Origin of the sequence: Micromonospora sp. NPDC048905 (assembly GCF_040649655.1) — a bacterium.
Lineage (GTDB): Bacteria > Actinomycetota > Actinomycetes > Mycobacteriales > Micromonosporaceae > Micromonospora.
In genome coordinates, this window is the sequence record NZ_JBEZFV010000002.1 from 63,419 (window position 1) to 88,030 (window position 24,612).

20 protein-coding genes and 2 riboswitches are annotated in these 24,612 nt (G+C 70.9%); of the genes, 12 read left to right on the forward strand and 8 right to left on the reverse strand.

Annotation, left to right across the window (positions count from 1 at the left end; all coding sequences use genetic code 11):
• Window positions 1–105 precede the first annotated feature (105 nt).
• A complete protein-coding gene (locus AB0C01_RS05255; RefSeq protein WP_357240648.1) occupies window positions 106–1,101 on the reverse strand; it encodes a ribonucleotide-diphosphate reductase subunit beta in 996 nt (331 codons plus the stop codon).
• A 47-nt stretch (window positions 1,102–1,148) separates the two neighbouring features.
• Window positions 1,149–3,473, reverse strand: a complete 2,325-nt coding sequence (locus AB0C01_RS05260) for a ribonucleoside-diphosphate reductase subunit alpha (RefSeq protein WP_357570696.1) — start codon at window positions 3,471–3,473, stop codon at window positions 1,149–1,151.
• Between the two features lie 195 nt (window positions 3,474–3,668).
• Window positions 3,669–3,886: riboswitch (cobalamin riboswitch) on the reverse strand.
• A gap of 564 nt (window positions 3,887–4,450) precedes the next feature.
• Here AB0C01_RS05260 and AB0C01_RS05265 point away from each other — a divergent pair.
• Window positions 4,451–5,845 (forward strand): enolase C-terminal domain-like protein, encoded by a 1,395-nt coding sequence (locus AB0C01_RS05265; protein WP_357570298.1) that lies wholly within the window; start codon window positions 4,451–4,453, stop codon window positions 5,843–5,845.
• 9 nt (window positions 5,846–5,854) lie between these two features.
• Window positions 5,855–6,577, forward strand: a complete 723-nt coding sequence (locus AB0C01_RS05270) for a FadR/GntR family transcriptional regulator (RefSeq protein ID WP_357239655.1) — start codon at window positions 5,855–5,857, stop codon at window positions 6,575–6,577.
• Between the two features lie 104 nt (window positions 6,578–6,681).
• Here the strand turns inward: AB0C01_RS05270 and AB0C01_RS05275 are convergent, their stop codons facing one another.
• The 4 genes from AB0C01_RS05275 to AB0C01_RS05290 form a co-directional block, all read right to left on the reverse strand.
• On the reverse strand, window positions 6,682–7,500 hold the full coding sequence (locus AB0C01_RS05275) for an ATP-binding cassette domain-containing protein (RefSeq protein WP_357239658.1): 819 nt from the start codon (window positions 7,498–7,500) through the stop codon (window positions 6,682–6,684).
• Complete coding sequence (locus AB0C01_RS05280) at window positions 7,500–8,552, reverse strand: ABC transporter substrate-binding protein (protein ID WP_357239660.1); 1,053 nt, start codon at window positions 8,550–8,552, stop codon at window positions 7,500–7,502. Before AB0C01_RS05280 ends, AB0C01_RS05275 begins: the two co-directional genes overlap by 1 nt.
• A gap of 40 nt (window positions 8,553–8,592) precedes the next feature.
• Window positions 8,593–9,600 carry an ABC transporter permease gene (locus tag AB0C01_RS05285; RefSeq protein WP_357239663.1) on the reverse strand — a complete coding sequence of 336 codons (1,008 nt, stop codon included), beginning with the start codon at window positions 9,598–9,600 and terminating at the stop codon, window positions 8,593–8,595.
• A gap of 319 nt (window positions 9,601–9,919) precedes the next feature.
• On the reverse strand, window positions 9,920–10,798 hold the full coding sequence (locus tag AB0C01_RS05290; RefSeq protein WP_357570299.1) for an amidohydrolase family protein: 879 nt from the start codon (window positions 10,796–10,798) through the stop codon (window positions 9,920–9,922).
• Between the two features lie 239 nt (window positions 10,799–11,037).
• Window positions 11,038–11,188, forward strand: a riboswitch (cobalamin riboswitch).
• Between the two features lie 34 nt (window positions 11,189–11,222).
• Here AB0C01_RS05290 and AB0C01_RS05295 point away from each other — a divergent pair.
• The 10 genes from AB0C01_RS05295 (at window position 11,223) to AB0C01_RS05340 (ending at window position 22,616) form a co-directional block, all read left to right on the forward strand.
• Window positions 11,223–11,426 (forward strand): CbtB domain-containing protein, encoded by a 204-nt coding sequence (locus AB0C01_RS05295; protein WP_357239669.1) that lies wholly within the window; start codon window positions 11,223–11,225, stop codon window positions 11,424–11,426.
• Complete coding sequence (locus AB0C01_RS05300; protein WP_357570300.1) at window positions 11,417–12,187, forward strand: CbtA family protein; 771 nt, start codon at window positions 11,417–11,419, stop codon at window positions 12,185–12,187. Before AB0C01_RS05295 ends, AB0C01_RS05300 begins: the two co-directional genes overlap by 10 nt.
• Window positions 12,184–12,789: a histidine phosphatase family protein gene (locus AB0C01_RS05305; RefSeq protein ID WP_357570301.1), complete on the forward strand. Its 606-nt coding sequence runs from the start codon at window positions 12,184–12,186 to the stop codon at window positions 12,787–12,789. Before AB0C01_RS05300 ends, AB0C01_RS05305 begins: the two co-directional genes overlap by 4 nt.
• Window positions 12,790–13,416: 627 nt before the next feature.
• Window positions 13,417–14,463, forward strand: a complete 1,047-nt coding sequence (locus tag AB0C01_RS05310) for a polysaccharide deacetylase family protein (protein WP_357570302.1) — start codon at window positions 13,417–13,419, stop codon at window positions 14,461–14,463.
• A gap of 95 nt (window positions 14,464–14,558) precedes the next feature.
• Window positions 14,559–15,518: an acetamidase/formamidase family protein gene (locus AB0C01_RS05315; RefSeq protein WP_357570303.1), complete on the forward strand. Its 960-nt coding sequence runs from the start codon at window positions 14,559–14,561 to the stop codon at window positions 15,516–15,518.
• 61 nt (window positions 15,519–15,579) lie between these two features.
• Window positions 15,580–16,998, forward strand: coding sequence for a PQQ-binding-like beta-propeller repeat protein (locus AB0C01_RS05320; protein ID WP_357239681.1), 1,419 nt, complete (start codon window positions 15,580–15,582; stop codon window positions 16,996–16,998).
• 73 nt (window positions 16,999–17,071) lie between these two features.
• Complete coding sequence (locus AB0C01_RS05325; RefSeq protein ID WP_357570304.1) at window positions 17,072–18,175, forward strand: DUF559 domain-containing protein; 1,104 nt, start codon at window positions 17,072–17,074, stop codon at window positions 18,173–18,175.
• Complete coding sequence (locus AB0C01_RS05330) at window positions 18,172–18,906, forward strand: hypothetical protein (protein ID WP_357570305.1); 735 nt, start codon at window positions 18,172–18,174, stop codon at window positions 18,904–18,906. The genes AB0C01_RS05325 and AB0C01_RS05330 overlap by 4 nt, the downstream gene beginning before the upstream one ends.
• Window positions 18,903–22,274, forward strand: coding sequence for a DUF87 domain-containing protein (locus AB0C01_RS05335; protein ID WP_357570306.1), 3,372 nt, complete (start codon window positions 18,903–18,905; stop codon window positions 22,272–22,274). Before AB0C01_RS05330 ends, AB0C01_RS05335 begins: the two co-directional genes overlap by 4 nt.
• Window positions 22,275–22,283: 9 nt before the next feature.
• A complete protein-coding gene (locus AB0C01_RS05340) occupies window positions 22,284–22,616 on the forward strand; it encodes a putative quinol monooxygenase (protein WP_357239693.1) in 333 nt (110 codons plus the stop codon).
• 80 nt (window positions 22,617–22,696) lie between these two features.
• On the opposite strand, the gene pdxY is transcribed toward AB0C01_RS05340, so the two are convergent.
• Together pdxY and AB0C01_RS05350 are read right to left on the reverse strand one after the other, a co-directional pair.
• The gene (pdxY, locus tag AB0C01_RS05345; RefSeq protein WP_357570307.1) at window positions 22,697–23,548 is read right to left on the reverse strand and encodes a pyridoxal kinase PdxY; all 852 of its coding nucleotides are present in this window, start codon (window positions 23,546–23,548) and stop codon (window positions 22,697–22,699) included.
• 137 nt (window positions 23,549–23,685) lie between these two features.
• Window positions 23,686–24,480 carry a serine protease gene (locus AB0C01_RS05350; RefSeq protein WP_357239699.1) on the reverse strand — a complete coding sequence of 265 codons (795 nt, stop codon included), beginning with the start codon at window positions 24,478–24,480 and terminating at the stop codon, window positions 23,686–23,688.
• Window positions 24,481–24,612: the final 132 nt, after the last annotated feature.

The window sequence follows — 24,612 nt, forward strand, 5'->3', positions numbered from 1 at the left end:
TCGTCGATCATGGAGTTGTGGTGGGTGACAAAGTGCATGCACGACACCAAATCAGGCACCACAACTCCATGATCGGCGAGACCGCGGCCGTGGGTCGGTCGCCGCCTAGAAGTCGTCGTCGAAGGCGACGGTGCCTTCCACCCCGACCTGGTACGCCGACACCCGCCGCTCGAAGAAGTTGGACAGCTCCTGCACGTCCTGCAACTCCATGAAGCCGAACGGGTTGCTCGACCCGTAGTGCGGGGCGATGCCGAGCTGGGCCAGGCGGCGGTCGGCGACGTGCTGGAGATACTCCCGCATGTCGGCCAACGTCAGGCCGGGCACGCCGTGGCCCACCAGGTCCTCGGCGAACTGCACCTCGCACTCGACGGCCTCGACGAGCATCTGCCGCACCTGGTCGGCGAGGTCGTCGTCGAACAGGTCGGGTTCCTCGGCGCGGACGGTGTCGACGACGTCGAACGCGAACGCCATGTGCATCGACTCGTCGCGGAACACCCAGTTGGTGCCCGAGGCCAGACCGTGCAGCAGGCCACGGGAGCGCAGGAAGTAGACGTACGCGAAGGCGCCGTAGAAGAACAGCCCCTCGATGCACGCGGCGAAGCAGATCAGGTTGAGCAGGAACGTCCGGCGGTCGTCCCGGGTCCGCAGCTCCCGCAGGTCGTTCAGGGAGTCGATCCAGCGGAAGCAGAACTCGGCCTTGCGACGGATCGAGGGGATGTTCTCGATGGCGGCGAAGGCCTCGAAGCGCTCGGTCTCGTCGGGCACGTACGTGTCGAGCAGGTTGAGGTAGAACTGGACGTGCACGGCCTCCTCGAACAGCTGCCGGGACAGGTAGAGGCGACCCTCGGGGCTGTTGACGTGCTGGTAGAGGTTGAGCACCAGGTTGTTGGCGACGATCGTGTCGCCGGTGGCGAAGAACGCCACCAGTCGGCTGACCAGGTGCCGCTCGGCCGGCGACAGCTTGTCCAGGTCGGCGAGGTCGGCGTGCAGGTCGACCTCCTCGACCGTCCAGGTGTTGCGGATGGCGTCGCGGAACCTGTCGAAGAAGTGCGGGTAACGCATCGGGCGGAGGGTGAGGTCCATCCCGGGGTCGAGCAGCATGTGCGTGGTCCTCGTGTCGGTGGTGTTGGCGTCGGCGGTGCGGGCGGTCACTGGCAGGCCTCGCACGACTCGGGGTTCTCCAGCGAGCAGGCCAGCGCCTCCGCGTCGACGGCGACGGCGACGGGTGCGACAGCACTGACGGTGGCCTGCTGGATCCGGGTGGCGGGCCGCGAGCGCAGGTAGTACGTGGACTTCAGCCCGGCCTTCCAGGCGTACAGGTACATCGAGGAGAGCTTGCCGATGGTCGGCGCGGCCAGGAACAGGTTCAGCGACTGGGACTGGTCGATGAACGGGGCACGGGCGGCGGCCAGGTCGATCAGCGCCCGCTGCGGCAGTTCCCAGGCGGTGCGGAACAACTCCCGGACGCCGGCCGGCAGCTCGGCGATGTCCTGCACCGACCCCTCCGCCCGCTTGATCGCCGAGCGGATCCGCTCGGTCCACAGACCGCGGGCCTTCAACTCGCGGACCAGAGCGGTGTTGACCTGGAGGAACTCCCCCGACAGGGTCTCGCGCTTGAATAGGTTGGACACCTGCGGCTCGATGCACTCGTAGCACCCGGCGATCGAGGCGATGGTCGCGGTCGGCGCGACCGCCACGAGCAGCGAGTTGCGCAGCCCGTCCGTCGCAACCCGCTGGCGCAGCGCGTCCCAGCGCGCGGTCTGCGTACCCTCGACACCCCACAGGTCCGGTTGGAGCTGGCCCCGCGCGGCCCGGGTCTGCGGGTACGCCGGGTGCGCGCCGAAGCGACGCGCCAGGTCGGCGGAGGTCTCCAGCGCGGTCAGGTACAACTCCTCGCTGATCCGGGTGGACAGCTCCCGCGCGGCCGGTGAGTCGAACGGCAGCCGCAGCGCGAAGAAGACGTCCTGAAGGCCCATCAGCCCGAGCCCCACCGGCCGCCAGCGGGGGTTGCTCGCCGCCGCCTGCTCGGTCGGGTAGTAGTTGATGTCGATGACCCGGTCCAGGAAGGTCACGGCGGTACGGACGGTGGCGCGCAGCCGCTCCCAGTCGATGCCGCCGTCGCTGAGGTGCGCGGCGAGGTTCACCGAGCCGAGGTTGCACACGGCGGTCTCGGCGTCGCTGGACACCTCGATGATCTCGGTGCACAGGTTGGACAGGTGCACCACGTTGCCGTCCTCGGCGGTCTGGTTGCACAGTCGGTTCGCGGCGTCCTTGAAGGTCATCCACCCGTTGCCGGTCTGGGCGAGGGTGCGCATCATCCTGCCGTACAGCTCCCGCGCCGGGACCTGCCGCACGTGGCGGCCCTGCGCCTCGGCCTGCCGGTACGCGGCGTCGAACCGCTCCCCCCACAGGTCGGGCAGCTCGGGTACCTCGTGCGGGTCGAACAGTGACCACATCTCGTCGGCCTCGACCCGGCGCATGAACTCGTCCGGGATCCAGTTGGCCAGGTTGAGGTTGTGGGTGCGGCGGGCGTCCTCGCCGGTGTTGTCCCGCAGTTGCAGGAACTCCTCGATGTCCGGGTGCCACGGTTCCAGATAGACGCAGGCCGCGCCCTTGCGCCGGCCGCCCTGGTTGACCGCGGCGACGCTCGCGTCCAGTGTGCGCAGCCACGGCACGATCCCGTTGGACTGCCCGTTGGTGCCGCGGATCAGTGCACCCCTGGACCGGACCCGGGAGTACGCGATGCCGATGCCGCCGGCGAACTTGGACAGGTTGGCGACCTGGGCGTACCGCTGGTAGATGGAGTCCAACTCGTCGCGCGGAGAGTCGACCAGATAGCAGGAGGACATCTGGGTGTGTCGGGTGCCGGAGTTGAACAGTGTCGGCGAGCTGGGCAGATAGGCCAGGCTGGACATCAGCCGGTAGAAGCCGACCGCCTCGTCCGGCGTCTGGGACAGCCCGCAGGCCACCCGGAGCAGCCAGTACTGCGGGGTCTCCAGCACCAGCCGGCTGGTGGGGTGACGCAGCAGGTACCTGTCGTACACCGTGCGCAGGCCGAAGTACTCGAATCGTCGGTCGCCGTCGGGATCGACAGCGTGGTCGAGCATCGGGGCGTGGGCGGCGACGAACGCGGCGGTGTCGTCGGCGACCAGGCCCTCGGCGTGGCCGATCCGGATCGCCGCGCTGAACGAGGTGACGCCCTGTCGACGCACCTCCTTGTCGACGTAGCCGGACAGCAGCCGGGCGGCGAGGCGCGAGTACTGCGGTTCCTCACCGATCATCTCGGCGGCGGTCTGGATGGAGAGCCGGTCCAGCTCGGCCGTCGTCGCGCCGTCGTACAGGCCGCTGATCGTGCGGGTGGCGACCCGCATCGGGTCGACGTCGGCCAGGTCGTCGGCCCACCGCTCGACCGCACGGACGATCTTGTTGACGTCCACGGACTCGGTGGTGCCGTTGCGCTTGCGCACCTGCATCGGCGTGCGCCGGACGGCCGCGTCGCCGCTGACCGGGACTGCCTCGGTGACTGTCACCACTCACTCCTCGCGAGTTCGAGACCTGATGGCCCCTCGAACGCGTGGAGACGGACACCAACGGACGCCACGCCGGCACGGCGTGGGTCAGGTGGCGTCGGCCGTCCCACGCGGCCTCGGACCGCCGCCCACCCGGGTGCGGGTACGCGGCGCGCTGGCAGGTCTTCGGACTCGTGGGCACGACCGGGTTGGCCGGTCTCCTACTGGCCGTCGCTTCCCAGACCGCTTCGTGGCCCAGTGCTTCTGACGGCTGTCGTTCCCACTCACCGCTGCGGGACAGTCCCGGATTTCCACCGGGTTCCCTCTTGCCTCGACCACTCCGGATGAGCGGCCGAACCAGCTGCGTTCGACACCATATATAGGGACGCTGCGGTTGTCACACCCCACATGTCGGTCTCGGGCGTGTCGACGGCGACCTCCGTGACGGTCATCACCGGCCACGCCGACCAGGCCGAGTCGCGCCGGGGCGCGGTGGACCGACACCCGCGCGGCGCGCGGTACACGAGCAGGTGTCGACATTCGGAAAGGTGTGATGTATTAAGTCTTTAGATGTAAGGATCCCTACCTATACTTAGGCGTCAATGTAGTTATCCGGAGTGGACATCTAATCTTCTGAACCACTCCTCATATCTCGCACCACCGTCCCCATCGGGCCGGCGGTGCCGCAGCAGTGCCCGGGCCGACGACGAGGTGCCGCCCGTCGAAGGTGCCTACCAGCGCGGCGAATGTTGGTACCACCGCATTCAGGGCTCGCGGATCGGGTACGGCGATCACGGGGACCGCGCACCGACGAATCTCCAGCACGCAGAAACATTGGATGTCTTCGATACCCGACGGATCGACGTCGTTGACGCGTCGGATCGACCCTCCGTATACTCCCAGAGATCATCTGATCTTTAGCCTAACCGGGCGAGGAGCGCATGCCGCAGATCACCGCCGTCACTGTCGAGGACGTCCGCTTCCCCACCTCCCTGACCGCTGACGGCTCCGACGCCATGAACAAGGACGGCGACTACTCGGCGGCCTACGTCGTCCTGCACACCGACGGCGTCGACAGCAGCGGTGCGCCACTCGCGGGCCACGGCCTGACCTTCACCATCGGCCGGGGCAACGACATCGTCGTCGCGGCGGCCGTCCATCAGGCACAGCGCCTCGTCGGCGTGGACGTCGCGACGATGGCGGCGGACATGGGCGCGGTCTACCGTCTGCTCACCTCCGACTCGCAACTACGCTGGCTCGGCCCGGAGAAGGGTGTCGTGCACCTGTCGCTGGCCGCCGTCCTCAACGCGTCGTGGGATCTGGTCGCCCGGGTCGCCGACAAGCCGCTGTGGCGGCTGCTCGTCGACATGTCCCCCGAGCAGCTCGTCGACATCGCGGACCTGCGCTACCTGTCCGACGCGCTGACCCGGGACGAGGCGCTGGCCATCCTGCGGGCCAAGGAGAGCACGAAGGCGGCCCGTCTCGCCGAGCTCGACCGGACCGGCTACCCCGCCTACACCACCTCGGCAGGCTGGCTCGGCTACGGCGACGACAAGCTGCGCCGGCTGTGCCAGGAGGCGGTGGACACCGGCTACGGCTACGTCAAGCTGAAGGTGGGCGCCAACCTCGACGACGACATCCGCCGGTGCGGCATCGCCCGGGAGATCCTCGGTCCGGACCGCAACCTGATGATCGACGCCAACCAGGTGTGGGACGTCGGTCAGGCCATCGAGTGGGTCAAGGCCCTGGCGCAGTTCGAGCCACTGTGGATCGAGGAGCCGACCAGCCCCGACGACATTCTGGGCCACGCCGCCGTGCGCCGCGCCGTCGCTCCGATCAGAGTCGCCACCGGCGAGCACTGCCACAACCGGGTGATGTTCAAGCAGTTGTTCCAGGCCGAGGCCATCGACTTCTGTCAACTGGACACCGGCAGGTTGGCCAGCATCAACGAGATCGTCGCCGTGCTGCTGCTCGCCGCGAAGTTCGACATCCCCGTGTGCCCCCACGCCGGCGGTGTCGGGCTGTGCGAGATGGTCCAGCACGTGTCGGTGCTCGACTACGTCGCGATCTCGGGAGATCTCACCAACCGGGTCACCGAGTTCGTCGACCACCTGCACGAGCACTTCACCGACCCGTGCATCATCCAGGACACCGGCTCGGGCAGCGGTTACGTCCTGCCCAGCCAGCCCGGTTACTCCACCCGGATGCGCCAGGAGTCGGTCGAGCTCTACCGGTTCCCCGACGGCGGCTACTGGGCGGCGACGGACCCGACTACGGTGTCATCTTCGGAGCCGTACGTGATCGCGGGTGGGACGGCCACCCCCGCCGGCCGCTAGGGGGATGTCATGTCGCGCACCGACGAGGTGGTGAACGGCATCAAACGGATGATCCTCGAAGGGCGTTTCAAGCCCGGGGACCGGCTGCCCATCGAGAAGGACCTCGCCGAGTCGCTCGGCGTCTCGCGGGGCTCGCTGCGCGAGGGGATGTCGGCTCTGTCGATCCTCGGCATCGTCAACATCCGCCAGGGTGACGGCACCTACGTCACCAACCTCGACGCGCCGCAGCTGTTGGCCCCGATGGGCTTCGTGGTCGACTTCCAGGGCCAGGGCGACCCACGGCACGTGCACATCGTCCGGCGGCTGTTGGAGTGCGAGGCCGCCCGCCTGGCGGCGACCAGGATCACCGACGAGGCCCTCGCCCAGGCGGGCGAACTGCTCGACGAGGCGGCGCGGATCGCCGGTCGGTCGCCGCAGGAGCACGAACGGATCATGGAGATCGACATCGCGTTCCACCGGATCATCGCGGTGCACGCCGACAATCCGGTGCTCGTCGGTCTCATCGAGGCGTTCGCCGGGCGTACCCTGCGCGGGCGGCTCTGGCGGAGCCTGCACGAGGAGGGCGCGGACCGGCGTACCCACGACGAGCACGTCGCGATCCTGAAGGCCCTGGTGGCCCGGGACCCCGAGCGTGCCCGGATCCGGATGGCCAACCACCTGATCGGGGTGGAGGAATCGCTGTACGGGCAACCCGCCGACGGTGACGCCAACGTCGAGCCGGCGCGGTTCTGAGCAACCACCTCGGCGTACGACGGCGCGCCGCGCACCCGCCCGGGGCCCGGCGGCTCCGGGGCGCGCCCTCGATCATGTGATCGCGCGCGCCCCGGCCGACGAGGTCAGCGGTCGTCCCGCTCTCCGCCGGTGCTTCCGGTCATCGCCGCGACCAGGTCGTCGGTGGTGACCTCGTCCGCGCGCAGCCGGGCCGCCCGCCGGCCGAGCCGCAGCACCTCGACCCGGTCGGCGATCTCGAGCACCTGCGGCATGTTGTGGCTCACCAACACCACCGACATGCCGGCGTCCCGAGCCCGCCGGACGACGTCGAGCACCCGCCCGGTCTGGACGACACCGAGCGCCGCGGTCGGCTCGTCGAGGATGACCACGTTCGTCGCCCAGATGATCGCGCGCGCCACCGCGACGCACTGTCGCTGCCCACCGGACAACATCGCGATCGGGGTGGTGACCCGGGGGATCCGCACGCCCAGTTCGTCGAGGGCCGCGGCAGCGCCCTGCCGCATGGCGCGCTTGTCGAGCAGCCCCAGCCGGCCGAGCGGTCCGGAGCGCAGGATCTCCCGACCGAGGTACAGGTTGGCGGCCACGCTGAGATCGTCGGCGACGGCCAGGTCCTGGTAGACGGTCTCCACCCCCGCACGTCGGGCGTCGACGGGCGTGGAGAACTGGACGGGACGGCCATCCACCCGGATCTCGCCCTCGTCGGGCGGGTGCACACCGGACAGTGTCTTGATCAGCGTGCTCTTTCCGGCGCCGTTGTCGCCGATCAGCGCGACGACCTCACCCCGGTGGACCGTGAAGTCGGCGCCGCGCAACGCCTCGACGTGCCCGAACCGCTTGACGATGCCACGGGCTTCGAGGACCGGTGGCTGCTCGGCGGTCGGTTGCGTGTCGCTGGCGGCGGTAGCCGTCGGGGTCGCGCCCATCACTGCACCGGCGGGTTGGCGCAGCTGGGCTCGAGCACCGCCTTGATCTCCGCGGAGTCGATGTTCTCCTTGGTGACGAACGTGACGCCGGTGTCGGCCGACGCCAGCGGCGCCTTGTCCCGCAGGTGCTTGACCATCTTGTCGACGCCGAAGTAGCCCATCTTGAACGGGTTCTGCACGACCAACGCCGAGATCTGGCCGCTGCGCACCCCGGCGATCTCGTCCGGGGCGGCGTCCCAGCCGATGATGACCACCTTGCCGGACTTGCCGGCCGCCTGGATGGCCTGCGCGGCACCGAGCACGCTCGGCTCGTTGGCCGCGAAGATGCCGGCGAGGTTGGGGTTGGCGGTGAGAATGTTCTCGGTGACGCGTCGTGCCTCGTTGACGTCGCTGCGGCTGGGCTGCTGGCCGACCAGCTTGAGGTTGGGATACTGGGCGAGGCCGGCCTTGAAGCCGTCCACCCGCTCGGTGTTGGTCTGCGATCCCGGCTGGAACTCGACGAGCGCCACCTGGTGGTTGCCGGGGCCGAGTTCGGTGGCGAGCAGCTTCGCCGCCTCGGTGGCCGACGCGCGGTTGTCGGTGGCGAACAGCGGCACGTTCGACGGCTGCGGGCTGGTGCCAGAGTCGATCATCGCGACCGGGATGTTCGCGGCGAGCGCCTTGTCGGTCGCGGGCGCCAGCGCGCTGGAGTCCGTCGCCGCGTACACGATGCCGTCGACCTTCTTGGTGACGAAGTTCTGGATCAGGTTGACCTGGCCCTCGACGTCGGTTTCGGCGGTCACCCCGTCCCACTGGACGGTGACGTCCCCCGCGCGCTGCGCGGCGCACTCCGCGCCCGCCTTCACGGTGTTCCAGTAGTCGGCACCGACGGCCTTCGGCACGACGGCGAGCTTCAACGGCCCGCTCGCGTCCTTCGTCGCGCCGTCGCCGCCGTCGCGAACCTCGACCCCGCCGCAGGCGCTGAGCAGAGCGGTCGCCGCGGCCGCGGCCAGAACCGCTCGTACACCCAGGATCGACCGTCGCGTCCGCCGGCTGGTGGTGGTGTGCGCCATGGTGTGTGTCCTTCCTCGTTCGGAGCCTCGGAATGGCATGTCAACCCCGTGATTCCAGCCGCCGGCGGCGGTACTGGTCGAAGTAGACGGCGGCCCAGATGATCAGGCCGACGATCACCTGCTGGTAGTGGATGCTGATGTCGAGCAGGACAGCGCCGTTGCGCACCAGCGCGATGAGGAACGCGCCGATGATGGTCCCGACGATCCGGCCCTGGCCACCGAACAGGCTGGCGCCGCCGATGACCGCGGCGGCGATGACGTCGAGCTCCAGGGAGATCCCGTAGTTCGGCTGGCCGGAGTTGACCCGGGACGCGGCGATCATGCCGCCCAGCCCGACCAGGACGCCCGCCAGCACGTACACGCCGGTCAGGTGACGCCCCACCCGGATGCCCGAGCGGCGGGCCGCCTCCAGATTGGAGCCCATCGCGTAGGTGTACTGGCCGAAGCGGGTCTGGGAGAGCAGGAAGGCGACCCCCACCGCGACCAGGACGGTGATCACCACGGCGAACGGAATGCCGAGGATCTCCCCGTTACCGAGCAGCTGGAAGGATCGGGGCAGGCCGTAGACGCCGACCGCACCGGTGATGATGAAGACGAGGCCGCGGCCCACGGACATCGTGCCCAGCGTCGCGATGAACGGCGGGATCCGGGCCACGGTCACCAGCAGCCCGTTCAGCAGGCCGGCCAGCGCGCCGACGCCGATCGCGACCACCGTCGCCGCCCAGAGCGAGAAGCCGAGGTCGCGGACGACCATCGCTCCCACGACGCCGGCGAGCGCGGCGACCGATCCGACGGACAGGTCGATGCCCTTCGTGATGATGACCATCGTCTGCGCCGTGGCGATGATGGCGATCACCGCGGTCTGCGCTCCGATGTTGAAGAGGTTGTCCGCGGTGAGGAAGTAGGGACTGGCGACGGTCAGCGCGACGAACAGGACGACGAGCGCGGTCGCGGCGGTCAGCTCGGAGACGGCGTGGGAGATCCGTTCGCGGAACCAGTCGCTGAGTTCGCCGCGCCGCGTGCCGACGGATGCCTCGACGGTACTCATCGTCGGATCTGACCTCCCCAAGCGTGGCGTCGGCGCGCGACGGGGGATTCCCCGGCGAGCCGGCAACCTCTGAGCCACCGCGCCTCCTCGGCGGGGTGCGCGGGCTCGTGCCCGCACACCCGTCGAGATAGGTCGGATGTTTCCCTCGATCAGGCGTTACCTTGCCACGCATTGACTCATGTTGCCAAGGTCTTACGGGCATGTTGTCGGGGTGACCCGGCACAGGCCCGGCATACGTCTGATCAAACTGGCACAACCTGCGGCTCAGCGACAGGCCCGGCCCGAGGTGCGGCCCGTCAGTCGGCGAGCCGCGGCGGCGTCACGCCGGGTCCAGCCGGTACGCCCGACGGGCCGTCCGCCCCCAGATCGCCGCCCGCTCGTCGTCGCCCAGCGGGTCCAGCAGTTCGGTGAGGGCCTCGACCCAGCGCGCGTACGAGGAGGCGAGCAGGCACACCGGCCAGTCCGAGCCGAACATCAGCCGGTCCGGGCCGAATGCGTCGAGCGCGTGCTCGACGGCGGGCCGGAGGTCGGCCGTCGTCCACGAGGGACCGTCCACCTCGGTCACCAGACCGGAGAGCTTCGCCGTCGTGTTGGGCTCGGCGGCGAGCGCCCGCAGGTCGCGCGGCCAGTCGCCGAGGCCGGCGTGCCCGAGCGAGGGCTTGCCGAGGTGGTCCAGGACGAACCGCATCTCGGGCAGGTCGCGGACGAGCCGGGTGGCCGCCGGCAACTGGTGGTCGCGTACCAGCAGATCGAAGGCCAGGCCGGCGGCGCCCACCGCGGCGATGCCCCGCCGGATGTCCGGGCGGTCGAGGTACGCCGGGTCGGGCTCGGACTGGACGAGGTCGCGAATACTCACCAGTCGCTCTCCGCCGCGCGCTGACCGGAGCCGGTTGAGGCGATCGCCGACGTTGTCGGCAGCGAGGTCGACCCAGCCGACGACCCCGGCGATGAGGGGATCGTCAGCCGCGATGCCCAGCAGCTCGGGCGTCTCCGTCCGGACCGCGATGGACTGCACCACGACGGTCTGGGTGACTCCGGCGGCTCGGGCCACCGGAGCGAGATCGAGCGGGGTGAAGTCGTGGTCGATCGCGGCCATGGTGTGCGGATCGATCCAGGGCTGCGGGTGCCGGGCCCGGACCCACAGATGGTGGTGCGCGTCGACGATGCCCTGGCCCGACGCGGCCTCGGTGCTCGTCATCGGACATGTCCTGGCGTGCTCACGTGCTCTCCCCCACCCCGCCCAGTCATTGGTCTGACGTCCGGCTCGACTCGTTGTTACGGAACCGATCCGGCAGTTTGACCATGTTAGCGGTAACAGCACGCCGACGGGGTCGCCGAGCGGATGCTTTGGCGCAACCAAGCATCATATCTTTAGAATTCAAGCTTGTCGATACCGCAGCTCGTTGCGAGTTACTGGGCCGCCCAGGTCCCGGGTTGACCACCTGCGGCGACACCGATACCGTCGACCCACTATCTGCGGAGACGCGAGGGAAGCCGGTGTGATTCCGGCGCGGTCGCGCCACTGTAAGCGGTCCCGCCTCAACGGGGCCGCGAGCCAGGACGCTCGGTCGTCCGCAGCCTTGCGATGGGGACGCGTCATCCCTGGGGAGGTTCGTGATCTTATGTCTACTTCCACGTCCAGCCAGCCGTTGGTCCGTCCCGCTGGCGATTCCCGTCTGTTGTGGACGGTGCTGGCCACCGTCGTGATGCTCAGCCTGCTGGCCTACCTCGTCGCCTTCGATCAGGGAGCAGTCTCGCGCAGCGGGATGTACCTGCACGAGCTGATGCACGACGGCCGGCACCTGCTGGGTGTCCCGTGCCACTGACGTCCACCACCGCTCCTCCGTTCGTCACCGTCCTCGTCCGCGGCCTGCTCGCCGGCCTGATCGCCGGCCTGCTCGCCGGGGCGTTCGCCTACGTCGCCGGCGAACCGCGCGTCGAGGCGGCCATCGCGATCGAGGAGGCGGCGACGCACGCCGAGCCCGCGGCCGGCGGGCACGACCACCAGGACGCCCTGGTCAGCCGCACCGGTCAGCGCGGAGGCCTGTTCCTGGCCACCGGCCTGTTCGGCGCCGCGATGGGCGGCCTGCTGGCCACCGCGTACGTCCTGCTGTCCCGCCGGCGACGGACCTACGACGACGGCCGCTCCGGACTGCTGCTGGCCGGCGCGGCGCTGCTCGGCGCGGTGATCGTGCCGTTCGTGAAATATCCGGCGAATCCGCCGGCCGTCGGCGACCCGGCCACCATCAACCAGCGCACCGTCACCTACCTGCTGATGGTGGTGCTCGGTCTGGTGGCGGTGTGGGCCGGCTCCCTCGGTTATCGCGCGGTCGGCAGCACGGCGCCGCTGTGGCAGCGCGCGGCCGCGGCCGCTGGCGGGTTCCTGCTGGTCGCCGTGGTGTCCTACGTGGTGATGCCCTCCTTCCAGGAGGTCCCGGCGGACTTCCCGGCGGCCCTGCTGTGGGACTTCCGGCTGGCCTCGCTCGGCACGCAGGTGGTGCTGTGGACCGGGATCGGCCTGGTGTTCGCGGCCCTGATGCACCACGAGCTGCGTCGCCGGACCGCCACGGCGCTGCCGAGCAGGTGACCGCCACCAGCCTCCGGCTGGTCGCCCACGGTCACACCGTCGCCCTGCGTCGGGCCCGCTTCGGTGGGCCCGACGACGGCCTGGACGAGGGCGGCCTGCGTGCCGTCCGCGCCCTGGCCGACGCCGGCCAGGACCGGCGCGGGCACCTGAGTGCCGGCGACGCCTGCCTGTCGAGTCCGGCGGCGGCGGCCACCCAGACCGCCGACGCCCTCGGCCTGCACCCCACCATCGAACCGGCGTTGGCCGACTGTGACTACGGCGACTGGACCGGGCGGGCATTCGAGGAGATCGCCGTCGAGCAGCCGCAGGCACTGCACGAGTGGCTGGCCGCACCGGACTGCGCGCCGCACGGCGGCGAGTCCGTCGCCGCGGTACGGGACCGGGTCGGTCACTGGCTGGACGGGCAACGGAGCATCGGTCGGCGGATCACCGCGATCACCCACCCGCTGGTGATCCGGGTCGCGGTCGTGCACGCCCTCGACCTGCCGTTGGCGACCTACCGGCAGGTGGACGTGGAGCCGCTGGCGATCGTCCGGCTCACCGGTCGGGGGGCACGCTGGCAGCTCCGACTGGGCGCGCCGCGCGCCCACTCCCCGGCATGACCCACTCGCGTCAGCGGAAGTCGGGGCATCCACGGTGTCTCGATGCCCCGACTCCCGTCACACCGAGCCGATCAATGTCCGAACGCCGACGGCCGCGCCGTGCGCCGTGCCGCGCCGTGCGCCGTGCCGCGCCGTGCGCCGTGCCGCGCCGTGCGCCGTGCCGCGCCGTGCGCCGTGCCGCGCCGTGCGCCGTGGAGCGCTGTGATCAACTCGGTCTTCAGAAAGTCGCGGTGTCCGGGTTGGCGCGACACACCGAGGCTCAGAAAGCCGAGTCGATCACGGCGGGGCGAGACCGATCAGGGACCACCGATACTTCCGGCCTCCCTTCCGGATCATTCCGGGTGGCAACGCATCCGCCGGAATGATCCATTGTGGCTACGCACGACGTGCCCCGGCCGTTACCGCCCGATGAACATGGGATCGATCCCGAACGCTGTCGTTGACCGGTTCCGGAGCATTTCCGGAACTTGTTGACGCATCGGAAATCCCGCTGTAATACTCCGATCCATCGAGGTCAATGCAATCGGCTTCACGACGAATGCGGCTTGGCCTCCCCACTCACCCACACCTGACCGGACCGTGCCGCCCGCGTTCCGGGCGCGTCCGGCCGGCGAGAAGGGGCATCAGATGAGCAAGGTCTCCCCCAGCACGGCCCCGCGGTCGAGGCGGTTGCGCGCGGCACTGGCCGCCCTCACCACCGCCGCCGCGATGTGCGGCGTCGTCCTCGCCGCCACCTCGGCCCCGTCGAGTGCCGCCACCTGCAACGGCTACGTCGGCCTCACCTTCGACGACGGACCGACCGGCGGTACCGGCGCGCTGCTCAACGTGCTGCGCAGCAACGGCGTACGGGCCACCATGTTCAACGTCGGGCAGAACGTCCAGAACAACCGGTCGGCGGCGCAGGCGCAGGTGTCCGCCGGCATGTGGGTCGCCAACCACAGCTGGAACCACGCCCACATGACCTCGATGAGCCAGTCCCAGATGCAGTCCGACCTGTCCCAGACCAGCTCGGCGATCCAGTCGGCCACCGGCGTCCGCCCGCAGTTGTTCCGGCCTCCGTACGGGGAGACCAACTCGACCCTCCAGTCGGTCGCGTCGTCGCTCGGCATGCGCCAGGTGATCTGGGACGTGGACTCACAGGACTGGAACGGCGCGAGCGTCAGCCAGATCGTGTCCAACGCGAGCCGCCTCCAGGCGGGTCAGGTCATCCTCATGCACGACGGGATCCAGAACACCCGCGACGCGATTCCCCAGATCATGGCCAATCTGACCAGCCGCAACCTGTGCCCCGGCATGATCTCGCCGTCCACCGGTCGGGCGGTCGCGCCCGACGGCACGACCCCGCCGCCGAGCACCGGCACCCCGCCGCCCGGCACGGGGACCCCACCGCCCGGCAACGGCAGCTGCACCGCGACGGCGACGACCCCCAACGTCTGGGGCGACCGGTACAACACGTCGGTGACGGTCAGCGGCGCCAGCACGTGGACCGTGGTGGTGGCCATCACCGCACCGCAGCGCGTCTCCACCATCTGGAACGGCACCGCCACCTGGGACAGCAGCGGCACCGTCATGACCATGCGGTCCAACGGCAGCGGCAACACCTTCGGCTTCACCACGATGACCAACGGCAACAGCAGCGCCCGTCCGCAGATCCGCTCCTGCACCGCAGGCTGACCCCACTCGGACCGCCTCGCCGTGCGGCGGGTGCCGCGGCACCCGCCGCACAGGCGCACCCCGCAGCGCGGGTCAGGTGTCACTAGCATGCATTGATGCGACACACCCTCACGCCCGGGGACGACACCCTGCACGGCCACTTCTCCCCCGATTTCGCCCCCGTGCTCACCATCGACCCCGGCGACACCGTCACCTACCGCACCCTGGACTGCTGGTGGTCGGCCGGCCCGTATCCCGGCGGGAACAACCGGGACCGGCCCCGGGCGCCGCAGCACCGAGCCGACCACGGGCACGCGCTGATCGGTCCGGTCGCCGTCCGCGGCGCCCGCGCCGGTCAGACCCTTGCGGTACGCATCGACGCGGTCGTCCCGGCCACCTGGGGCACCACCGTGGCCGGCGGCTGGCCCAGCGGCTTCAACCGGCGGTACGGCATCGAGCAGGAAGGTGTGGTGCATTCCTGGGACCTGGACCCTGTGACGATGACCGGCCGCAACCAGCACGGCCACACCGTCACGCTCCGACCCTTCCTGGGTGTGCTGGGCATGCCACCCGCCGAGTCCGGGCGTCATTCGACGATCCCGCCGCGCGCCTCTGGTGGCAACCTGGACTGCAAGGACCTCACCGCCGGCAGCACCCTGCTGCTGCCGATCCCGGTCGACGGCGCGCTGTTCTCCGTCGGGGACGGACACGCCGCACAGGGCGACGGCGAGGTGGGCGGCACCGCGATCGAATGTCCGATGGACGAGGTGACGCTGACCTTCGACGTCCGCCACGACTTTCCGGTCACCGGGCCGGTGGCCCGGATCGCGGACGCCTGGCTGACCCTGGGTGTCGGCGCGTCTCTCGACGACGCCACGTTCATGGCCCTGGACTCGATGCTGACCCTCATGCGGCGGTTGCACGGGCTCAGCCGCCCGGATGCCGTGGCGCTGGCCAGCGTCGCTGTCGACGTACGGGTGACGCAGATCGTCAACCAGACCGTCGGTGCGCACGCGGTGCTCCGGGACGACGCACTGAGGTGGCCGGGCGCCGATTCTGTCAGGGGCAGCCGTTAGCGTGTGGGCACTGTCGCCGCGCCGGCCGCTCAGGCCGATCGCTGACCCCTCGGAGGCCCCCATGTCCCAGGAGACGACCTACCTCGAACTGTCCGAAGTGGACGGTGCGCACAAGTTCTACGAGGTCATCGTCGACGACGCCACGCTGACCGTGCGGTACGGTCGGATCGGCGACCAGGGGCAGGTCAAGGCCAGCGCCTACCCGGACAACGCCCGGGCCCGAGCGGCCGCGGCGAAGAAGATCGGGGAGAAGGTCCGCAAGGGCTACTCTCCGGCGGTCCCCGGCGTCCGACAGAAGCGCACCGTCTCCCGGCGGCAGATCGTCAGCACCCGCTCCACCGCCCACACCGCCCCGGTGCTCTGGCGCTACGACTCCGGCGCTCCCGCCTTCGGCATCTTCGTCGACGGGCAGCACTGCATGGTCGGCAACGAGCACGGTGTGATCACCACGCTCGACCACGACGCCCAGGTGCGCGGCCAGGTCCGCCTCCCCGACGGGGTGAAGTGCATCGTCGCCGACGACGCCTGGGTCTACGCCGGCTGCGACGACGGCAACGTCTACGACCTCTCCGGCAAGGTCCCCCGGGTGGCGTACGCGATCGCCCCGGAGATCGACATCTACTGGCTGGACATCCACGACGGCGTCCTCGGCGTCTCCGACGCCGACGGCGGGATCACCGCCGTCGACCACGAGGACGAGTTCCTGTGGCGTCGGCCCGGGCGGGGGCGCTCGGCCTGGATGGTGCGGTGCGACGACGACGCCATCTACCACGGCCACTCGCAGGGCGTGACCGGCTACGAGTGGCGGACCGGCAGCGAACTGTGGCACACCAGGACCGGTTCGGTGCTCTTCGGCTGGCAGGAGCACGGCAGTGTGTTCGCCGGCACCAGCAGCCGCGAGGTGGTGCGGCTGTCCAAGGCGGGTCGCCACGAACGCACCTATCTGTGCGATGCCCCCGTCTTCTCCTGCGCCACGGCCGAGGGCGGCCGCTACGTCTTCGCCGGTGACAGCCAGTCCTCGATCTACTGCTTCGACGCCGCCGGCACGCGGCTGTGGAAGCTCGGCACCGGCTGCGGCTCGGCGTATTCGATGCAGTATCACGACGACCGGCTCTACGTCGTCACCACCGGCGGCCACCTCGCCTGCATCGACGCCAGCGAACCGGCGATCCGGGCGGCCCAGGCCGGGGACGTGCCCGAGGTACGCGACGTCAAGGCCCCCCGCCAGGCGCCACGGCCCGTCGAGCCGACGATCGTCGAGGTGACGAGCGACGCGGGCGGAGGCGTGATCGTGCAGTGCCTCGACGATCGGGGGCGGCTACGGGTCCAGGTGCTGTCCGACGGCTACCGGCGTGACTGGTCGGTGCAGTTCCCCAAGGGGATCCGCGAGCCGGGCGCCCGCTACCTGGTGACCGAGGTCCGCGAGTCCAGCCGCGGCGGGTTCTACCGGGCGTTCGGCGACATCCGCCGACTGCGCTGATTGCGGTCGCGGCACCCGGGCCGGCACATCGACGGGACACCGATCGGCCCCGCCGGTGTCATAAGGTGCCGGCATGGTGGAACCCGTCCGCGCCGGCGGCGGGGCCAACGGGGTCTGGTGGGCGGCCCCGCCCATGCGGCGGGTGAGTCACCTGCCGGCCGTCGACCCCGAGGTGCTGCGGGTGGCACTCGACCCGTTGCCGCCGGAGGCGCCGGCAGTCGTGCACTACCGGCCCACGGTGGTGGGTCCGCTCGGCGACCTGGTGGACGACCTCCTCGACCAGTTGGACACCGCGGCGCTCGCCATGTTCCCCAGTTGGCTGGCCGGCGCGGACCGTTTCGACAGCGACGGCACACTCGGCGTGGCGGCGGTACGCGCCCTCGCCTCCCGTGCCGCAGCCCGGTCCTGGCACTTCGGCCCGTTTCTCGCCGACCTCGCCGAGCGTGGGCTGCGCGGTCCGCGCCGCCCCGCCGGCCGGTCCCGCTTCGCCCCGGGGGTACGCGCCGCCGGTCTCGCCCGCGTGCTCGCCGAGGCGTACGACAGGGAGGGCTGTCTCCTTGTCATCGCCCTGCCTGACCTGGGCGCGGATGCCGAGCGGACGCTCGTGGCCGCCGCCGAGTGGCTCGTGCGGCACGGCGGCTTCACCGTGTGGTTGGCCGGCGGGTTCCTGCGCCATGCCGACCGGGTGCGGTCGGTGCCGGTGCGGGTGCCCAGACGGTTCGCCGAGCTGGCCAGTTCGACCGACCGGCCGCCGGCCACGTCGGCACGATTGGGCCCGACGGTGCTGGCCTGGCCGCCGATCGCCGGCGTCCCGCGGGGCGACAGCGCGGCCGAGCAGGCACTGGAACGCGCGCTCGCACCGCACGAGTGGGCGCGGGGCCGGCGGTGGAACCACACCTACGAGTGGCACGTGCTGGGTGTGTCGTACCGACTGGATCTCTTTTGGCCCGTCGAGGGTCTTGCGGTCGAGGTGGACGGCCCGGAGCATCGTGGGCGAATCGCTTTCGCCAACGATCGGCGGAGAGACGTGCAGCTGCAACTCCTCGGGCTGGACGTGCTCCGCTTCACCAACGAGCAGGTGCTCACCGACGCGCCGGCGGTGGTCGACGGGATCCGTCAGCTGCTGGCCCGGCGACGCGCGGACGGCACGCACACCGATGGAGATGAGAGATCATGACCAGCCCGGCGGACGTCCCGCACCTGACGCCGAACCAGATCAACGCCCTCGTGGTGCTGATGGTCGAGGCGCGCCGAGTCACCAATGTCGAGCTGAAGGAGCTGGCCGGTTTCACGCTGACCGGCCAGGACAACAAGAAGCTCATTGACCTGGGGTTGGTGGAGACCGATCGGACGCACCGGCCGTTCGCGCACGAGCTGACCGACGAGGGCTGGCGGGTGGCACGTCAGCTGCACACCGCCGCGCCGCCGAAGCAGGGTGGTTCGACGACCCGGTCGCTGTTCGTCGTGCTGTCCAACCTGCACCGCTCGCTGGACCGGCTCCGGGTCAGCCACGGCGACTTCTTCAAGCACACCGAGGCAACGGCCCCGGCGGCCAGCGAGCCGCGATCCGAAGCACCGGCGAAGGCAGCGACGACGGCACCCACGGCGGCAACGACGGTGGCGACGGCGGCAGCACCCGCAGCGGCGGAGGTGGAGGCGCTGGTTCGCTCGGCGTACCGGGATCTCGCCACCGCGCCGGGCGACTGGGTCGGCCTCGCCGACGTCCGCGACCGGCTCCCCGACACCGACCGGGCCGCCCTGGACGCGGCGTTGCGGGCGATGGTCGGCCGGGACGACGTCCGCATCATCCCCGTGGCGAACACCAAGTCACTGACCGCACGGGACCGGGCCGCGGCCGTTCGCATCGGGAACGAGGACAACCACGCCCTGGCGATCGGCCCGGCATGATCTCCGACGACCAGCGGGCCGCGCTGGAAGCGGTGAGTCTCAACCCGGCGGTCACCCCGGACGACGTCTGGCGACCCAGCCCGCACAACGTGCCGGAGCTGCACGAGAAGGTGGCCGCGGAGATCCTGCGCGGGGTGGCGCGGGCCCGCACCGACGACACGAGCATGCCGCTCGGCGTGGCCATGCAGGGCCGCGCGGGCGCGGGAAAGACGCACCTGCTCGGGGCGGTGCGCGAGCGGATCCAGCGTGACGGCGGCTACTTCTTCCTCGTCGACATGGTCAGCGGCAAGACGTTCTGGGAAAGCGTCGCCCTGGCCCTGGTGGAGGGCATGGGTCGCGCCCACGTCGGCTGGGGCACCCAGCTGAAGACGTTCCTGCGCCGACTCACCCCACAGCTCGGCCTGCCGGTGGAGGTCCGCGACGCGGTCGCCGGTGCCCGACCGGTGACCCGCGCGCAGCTCGACGCCTTCATCCGGGCACTGCGCGCCCGGGACCGGGAGGTCGGGCGGGACGCCCAGGACACCGCTCGGGCGCTCGTCCTGCACGGTGCCATCGACTTCGAGGCACAGGACGTGGGGTACGCCCACCTGATCTCCGAACCCGGCGACCCGGCCGCGCGGGCGGCGTGGGGGTTGAGCGGCGCCATCCGCCCCCCGCAGCAGATCGTGCAGGACATCTCCCGGCTGATGGCCCTGACCCTGGACCCTACGGTGATCGCCGTGGATCAGCTCGACACGCTGTTCGCGCAAACCAGCACCTCACTGCTCAACCACCATCAGGGGCTGGAGGACGGGCAGGCCAGGGTGCTCGGTCCGATCGCCGACGGCCTCCTCAAGCTCCGCGACATCACCCGTCGTACGCTTGTCGTCGTCTCGTGTCTGCCGGACACCTGGGTGCTGATGACGCGTACGGTGCCCACTCCGGTCGGTGACCGGTTCCGGACGGCGACCCTGCCCGACCGGATCCCCACCCCGGAGATCGGGCAGGCCATCGTGGCGAAGCGCCTCGCCGCCGCGTTCGGGGGTCCGCGTTTCGTGCCACCCCATCCCACCTGGCCGATCGCCCCCGCCGCCTTCGCCGACGCGCCCACCCTGACGCCACGCGCCCTGCTGCGCCGGGTGGACCGGCATGTGGCCTGGTGCCGCGACCACGACGAGATGGTCGAACTCGACCGCCTTATCGACGGCACCGACTCGACGCCGACGGCGAGCACCGGGCGCGGTGCGACGGCGGATCCAACGACCGTCGAACGCCGCCTGCGCGAGTTGGACGAACGGTTCGCCGAACTGGTCGAGGCCGCGGATGTGTCGGCCGCCGTCGACCCGGCCGGCGAGGACGAGCACATGCCGCCGCTGCTCGCCGCCGGCCTGGCCGCCTGGATCGCCGAGCAGGCGCCGACCGGTGCCACCTACAAGTACGACCCGCCGCCGGGGCGCAAGCCCGCTCTGCACGGTCGGCTGATCGAGGTGCTCGACGAGGCCACCGAGAACGAGGCGCACTGGTGCTTCCGCGCCGTCGCGCACCCGAACGCCATCGCGGTGACCGCCCGGGTCAAGGCCGCCTGCACGCTCGCCGGACTGGACCGGGACCTGCCCCAACGGCGACTGATCCTGCTGCGCAACGGCGGGTGGCCGACCGGCAGGCGTACCACCGAGGTGTTGACCGGCTTCGACGCGGCCGGCGGCGTGCGGCGCGGGGTGCCGGAGGCGGACCTGCGGGTCTTCGCGGCGCTGCGGGTGCTGGCGAACGAGCCGTCCACGGCCCTGCAGGAGTGGCTGGTGTCGCGTCGTCCGGCCAGCGGCACCGATTTGTTCCGGGCGGTCCTGCCCGGCCCCGAGCAGCCCCGCGAGGACGCGCCGCCGGCAGCCCCCGACGACGGGCCGCCGCCGCCGCGAGGTGCCGAGCCTCCGTCGGCTGGTGCCGAGCCTCCGTCGGCTGGTGCCGAGCCTCCGTCGGCTGGTGTCGAGCCTCGGACGGCTGGCGACGCGTTTCCGGCGGGTGGCACCGGGCTTCCGGCGGGCGGCGAGGCCGGCCCGACCAGCGCGCCGGTCGACGACGGGACCGGTGGGTGGTCGACCGGCCCGACCGCCGCGGCCGGACCCGCTGACTCCGGCGACCTCGTGGTCGACGCCAACGGTGCGACCATCGGGCTCGGGCGGACGGTCGACGGCGGCCGTCCGTTCACGGTGTCCCTGGAATCGTTGCGCCGACACACCGTCGTGTTCGCCGGGTCCGGTTCGGGCAAGACGGTGCTCATCCGTCGCCTGGTCGAGGAGTGCGCCCGCGAGGGGGTCTCCGCGATCGTGCTCGACCCCAACAACGACCTCGCCCGGCTCGGAGACGCCTGGCCCACACCGCCGAGCGGCTGGGGCACCGGCGACGCCGAACGCGCCACCGACTACCTGGCACACACCGAGGTGGTGGTGTGGACGCCCCGCGTCACCGCCGGTCGGCCGCTGAGCTTCCAACCACTGCCCGACTTCACCTCACTGCGGGACTGGCCCGACGAGTTCGACCAGGCGGTCCGCTCCGCCGTGGAGGCGCTCGCGCCCCGCGCCGGCGTCGATCGGTCGAGCAGGCTCGCCCAGCAGGGCAAGGCCGTCCTCACCGAGGCCCTCCAGGCGTACGCGCGAAGCGGGTTGGTCGGTCTGCCCGGCTTCACCGAGTTCCTCACCGACCTGCCCGAGGGGGTCAGTCGGCTGGCCCGCGCCGGAAAGCTCGCCGAGGAGTTGGCCGAGGCGCTCAAGGCGGCGATGGTGACCGATCCGCTCTTCGGTGGGGTCGGCGCACCGGCAGATCCGGGGCTGTTGCTGACGCCGTCGCCGGGGCGGCGGGCCCGGGTGTCGGTGATCAGCTTCGTCGGCCTCACCTCCGACCACCAGCGGCAGAGCTTCGTCAACCAGTTGCAGATGGCGCTCTTCGCGTGGATCAAACGGCATCCCGCCGGGGACCGACCGTTGGGTGGGCTGTTCGTGATGGACGAGGCGCAGACGCTCGCCCCGTCGACGGGCACCACGGCCTGCACCGCCAGCACGATCGCGCTGGCCTCGCAGGCCCGCAAGTACGGGCTCGGGTTGGTCTTCGCCACCCAGGCGCCCAAGGGTCTGCACAACCAGATCTCCGGAAACGCGACGACGCAGTTCTTCGGGCTGCTCAACGCGCCCGCGCAGATCGACGCGGCCCGGCAGCTCGCCGAGGCCAAGGGCGGGCGGCTTCCGGACATCGGCCTGCTGAACAGCGGCGAGTTCTACGCCGCCGGGGAGGGATTCTCGTTCGTCAAGGTCCGTACCCCGCTGTGCCTGACCCACCATCCGAAGGCGCCGTTGACTCCCGAGGAGGTCGTCGCCCGCGCCCATCCGGCTGGGTAGCCTGAGCCCATGATCTTCATTACCGCCAAGTTCCGGGTCCTGGCCGAGCACGCCGACCGGTGGCCGCAGATCGCCGCCGAGTTCACCGAGGCGACCCGCGCCGAGCCGGGCTGTCTGTGGTTCGACTGGTCCCGCAGCGTGGACGACCCGACCGAGTACGTGCTGGTCGAGGCGTTCCGCGATGACCAGGCCGGCGCCGCCCACGTGCAGTCCGCCCACTTCCGCGCGGCGCAGGAGACCCTGCCGCCGCACCTGGCCGAGACGCCGCGCATCGTCAACGCCACCGTGGCGCAGGAGGACTGGTCGCTGCTCGGCGAGATGGCCGTACCCGAGGGCCGCTGAACGTCGCTCGGGACGCGGTCCCGGCCCGCTGACCATCGTCGCGGCCCGGGGCCGCCGCTGGCGTCTCCCGACCCGCCGCCTCAGCGCAGCCGGCGGGCGGTGAACCGGGCCGGCGGATCGGCGATCACGTGCTGCGCGGCGATCAGCTGGATCTCCCGGGTGCCCGCCGCGAGGGTCGCCTCCAGCACGGCGTAGACGGAGGCGATGGTGCGTTCCAGCGCCGTCGCCGGCGAGCCGGTCGTGCACAGGTGCGCGAGGTACAACGCCGCGGTGACGTCGCCCCCGCCGTTCGGGTTGATCGGCAGCAGCGGGGTGGTCACCGCCCAGGCGCCCTCGTCCGAGACGGCCACCACCTCCAGCGAGCCCGGCGGCAGGTCGCTGTGCAACACGCTGGTCACCAGGACGTGGCGGGGGCCGGTCGCGCGCACGACGTCGACCGCGTCGAGCACCTCGGCCAGCGAGGTCGTCGTCCGGCCGGCGAGGAAGTCCAACTCGAACTGGTTCGGGGTGATGATGTCCGCGCACGGTACGACGGTGTCCCGCAGGTACTCCGGGATGCCCGGACGGACGAACATTCCCCGTCCGACGTCGCCCATGACCGGGTCGCAGCAGTACACCGCGGCCGGGTTGGCGGCCTTGACCTTCTCGACCGCGTCCAGGATCACCGCGCCCATGGCCGGGTCGCCCTGGTAGCCGGAGAGCACCGCGTCGGCGCTGCCGAGCACACCGCGATCCGCGATGCCCGCGATCACCTCGGCGACATCTGCCGCCGGCAGCATCGGCCCACGCCACGCGCCGTACCCGGTGTGGTTGGAGAAGTGCACGGTCAGGACCGGCCAGACCTCGTGCCCGAGGCGTTGCAGGGGGAAGGCCGCAGCGGAGTTGCCGACGTGACCGTAGGCGACCGACGACTGGATGGACAGGATCTTCACCGGCCCATCATCGCCGTCGCGGCCGGTGTCGCACACACGGCCCGCCGAATCTGTCGGGTGGCCCACTCGCCGCCCACCCCGACGGCACGACGGGCGACCCGGACATCGTCGTCCGGGTCGCCCGAGCGGTCGTACGGTCAGCCGCCGAGGCTCGCCGCGGCGGAGGCGATCGTCGAGGCGAAGTAGCTCACCTGGGTGTAGACGCCCGGGTAGTTGGGTCGGGCGCAGCCGTTGCCCCAGCTCACGATGCCGACCTGGATCCAGGCGTTGGAGGCGTCACGGCGGAACATCGGGCCGCCCGAGTCACCCTGGCAGGTGTCCGTGCCGCCGCCGGCGTACCCGGCGCAGATCTCCTGGGCGGGGATGAGGTCGCCGCCGTAGTTGGCGTTGCAGGTGGAGTCGCTGACAAATGGCACGTTCGCCTTCAGCAGGTACCGCTGCTGGCCACCGCCCTCCCGTGCGGCGCCCCACCCGGCGACGGTGAAGGTGCCGCTGTCGTAGGCGGTCGTGCTGGCGATCGGCAGCGTGCTCAGCCCGGTGACCGGGGTGGCCAGCCGGATCAGCGCCCAGTCGCGGCCGGCGCCGTTGTAGCCGGGAGCGCGGTAGACGTAGTTGGACCGGACGGTGATCCGGCTGGACGACTGGAGGTCGACCGTCCCGAGCGTCGCGGTGATGCTGGTGTTGGTGCCGGTCGACCCCACGCAGTGCGCCGCGGTGAGCACCAGCCGGGGGCTGTACAGCGCCCCGCCGCAACCCATCGAGAGCCGCACCATGAACGGGAACTCACCCTGAGCGGCGCGGGTGCCGCCGACGACGTTCGGCGTCATGGGGTTGTCGGCCGCCGCGGCCGGCGCGGTGAGAGTGAGGCTGGCCGCGGTCACCGCGGCCAACGCGGTGGCCAACAGGCCAGTGAGGGTACGCCAGCGAACCATGCAGTCCTCCGCATCAGGATGGCACGCCTCGTGAGCGCACCCTATTCGCGATAGCGGTCATCATATTGAGAACTATGGATCTAGGGGGTCATCCTCTCTGGGTCGTACCACGGAGGCTATGGATCTCAGATC

Excerpts from the sequence above, each read along its gene's own strand:
- AB0C01_RS05310 (WP_357570302.1), top strand. The coding sequence starts at position 13,417 with ATGAGCAAGGTCTCCCCCAGCACGGCCCCGCGGTCGAGGCGGTTGCGC.
- AB0C01_RS05265 (WP_357570298.1), top strand. The coding sequence starts at position 4,451 with ATGCCGCAGATCACCGCCGTCACTGTCGAGGACGTCCGCTTCCCCACC.
- AB0C01_RS05315 (WP_357570303.1), top strand. The coding sequence starts at position 14,559 with ATGCGACACACCCTCACGCCCGGGGACGACACCCTGCACGGCCACTTC.
- AB0C01_RS05295 (WP_357239669.1), top strand. The coding sequence starts at position 11,223 with ATGTCTACTTCCACGTCCAGCCAGCCGTTGGTCCGTCCCGCTGGCGAT.
- AB0C01_RS05260 (WP_357570696.1), bottom strand. The coding sequence starts at position 3,473 with ATGCAGGTGCGCAAGCGCAACGGCACCACCGAGTCCGTGGACGTCAAC.
- AB0C01_RS05270 (WP_357239655.1), top strand. The coding sequence starts at position 5,855 with ATGTCGCGCACCGACGAGGTGGTGAACGGCATCAAACGGATGATCCTC.
- AB0C01_RS05285 (WP_357239663.1), bottom strand. The coding sequence starts at position 9,600 with ATGAGTACCGTCGAGGCATCCGTCGGCACGCGGCGCGGCGAACTCAGC.
- AB0C01_RS05255 (WP_357240648.1), bottom strand. The coding sequence starts at position 1,101 with ATGCTGCTCGACCCCGGGATGGACCTCACCCTCCGCCCGATGCGTTAC.
- AB0C01_RS05290 (WP_357570299.1), bottom strand. The coding sequence starts at position 10,798 with ATGACGAGCACCGAGGCCGCGTCGGGCCAGGGCATCGTCGACGCGCAC.
- AB0C01_RS05340 (WP_357239693.1), top strand. The coding sequence starts at position 22,284 with ATGATCTTCATTACCGCCAAGTTCCGGGTCCTGGCCGAGCACGCCGAC.
- AB0C01_RS05280 (WP_357239660.1), bottom strand. The coding sequence starts at position 8,552 with ATGGCGCACACCACCACCAGCCGGCGGACGCGACGGTCGATCCTGGGT.
- AB0C01_RS05350 (WP_357239699.1), bottom strand. The coding sequence starts at position 24,480 with ATGGTTCGCTGGCGTACCCTCACTGGCCTGTTGGCCACCGCGTTGGCC.
- AB0C01_RS05325 (WP_357570304.1), top strand. The coding sequence starts at position 17,072 with ATGGTGGAACCCGTCCGCGCCGGCGGCGGGGCCAACGGGGTCTGGTGG.
- AB0C01_RS05320 (WP_357239681.1), top strand. The coding sequence starts at position 15,580 with ATGTCCCAGGAGACGACCTACCTCGAACTGTCCGAAGTGGACGGTGCG.
- AB0C01_RS05335 (WP_357570306.1), top strand. The coding sequence starts at position 18,903 with ATGATCTCCGACGACCAGCGGGCCGCGCTGGAAGCGGTGAGTCTCAAC.
- AB0C01_RS05330 (WP_357570305.1), top strand. The coding sequence starts at position 18,172 with ATGACCAGCCCGGCGGACGTCCCGCACCTGACGCCGAACCAGATCAAC.
- AB0C01_RS05275 (WP_357239658.1), bottom strand. The coding sequence starts at position 7,500 with ATGGGCGCGACCCCGACGGCTACCGCCGCCAGCGACACGCAACCGACC.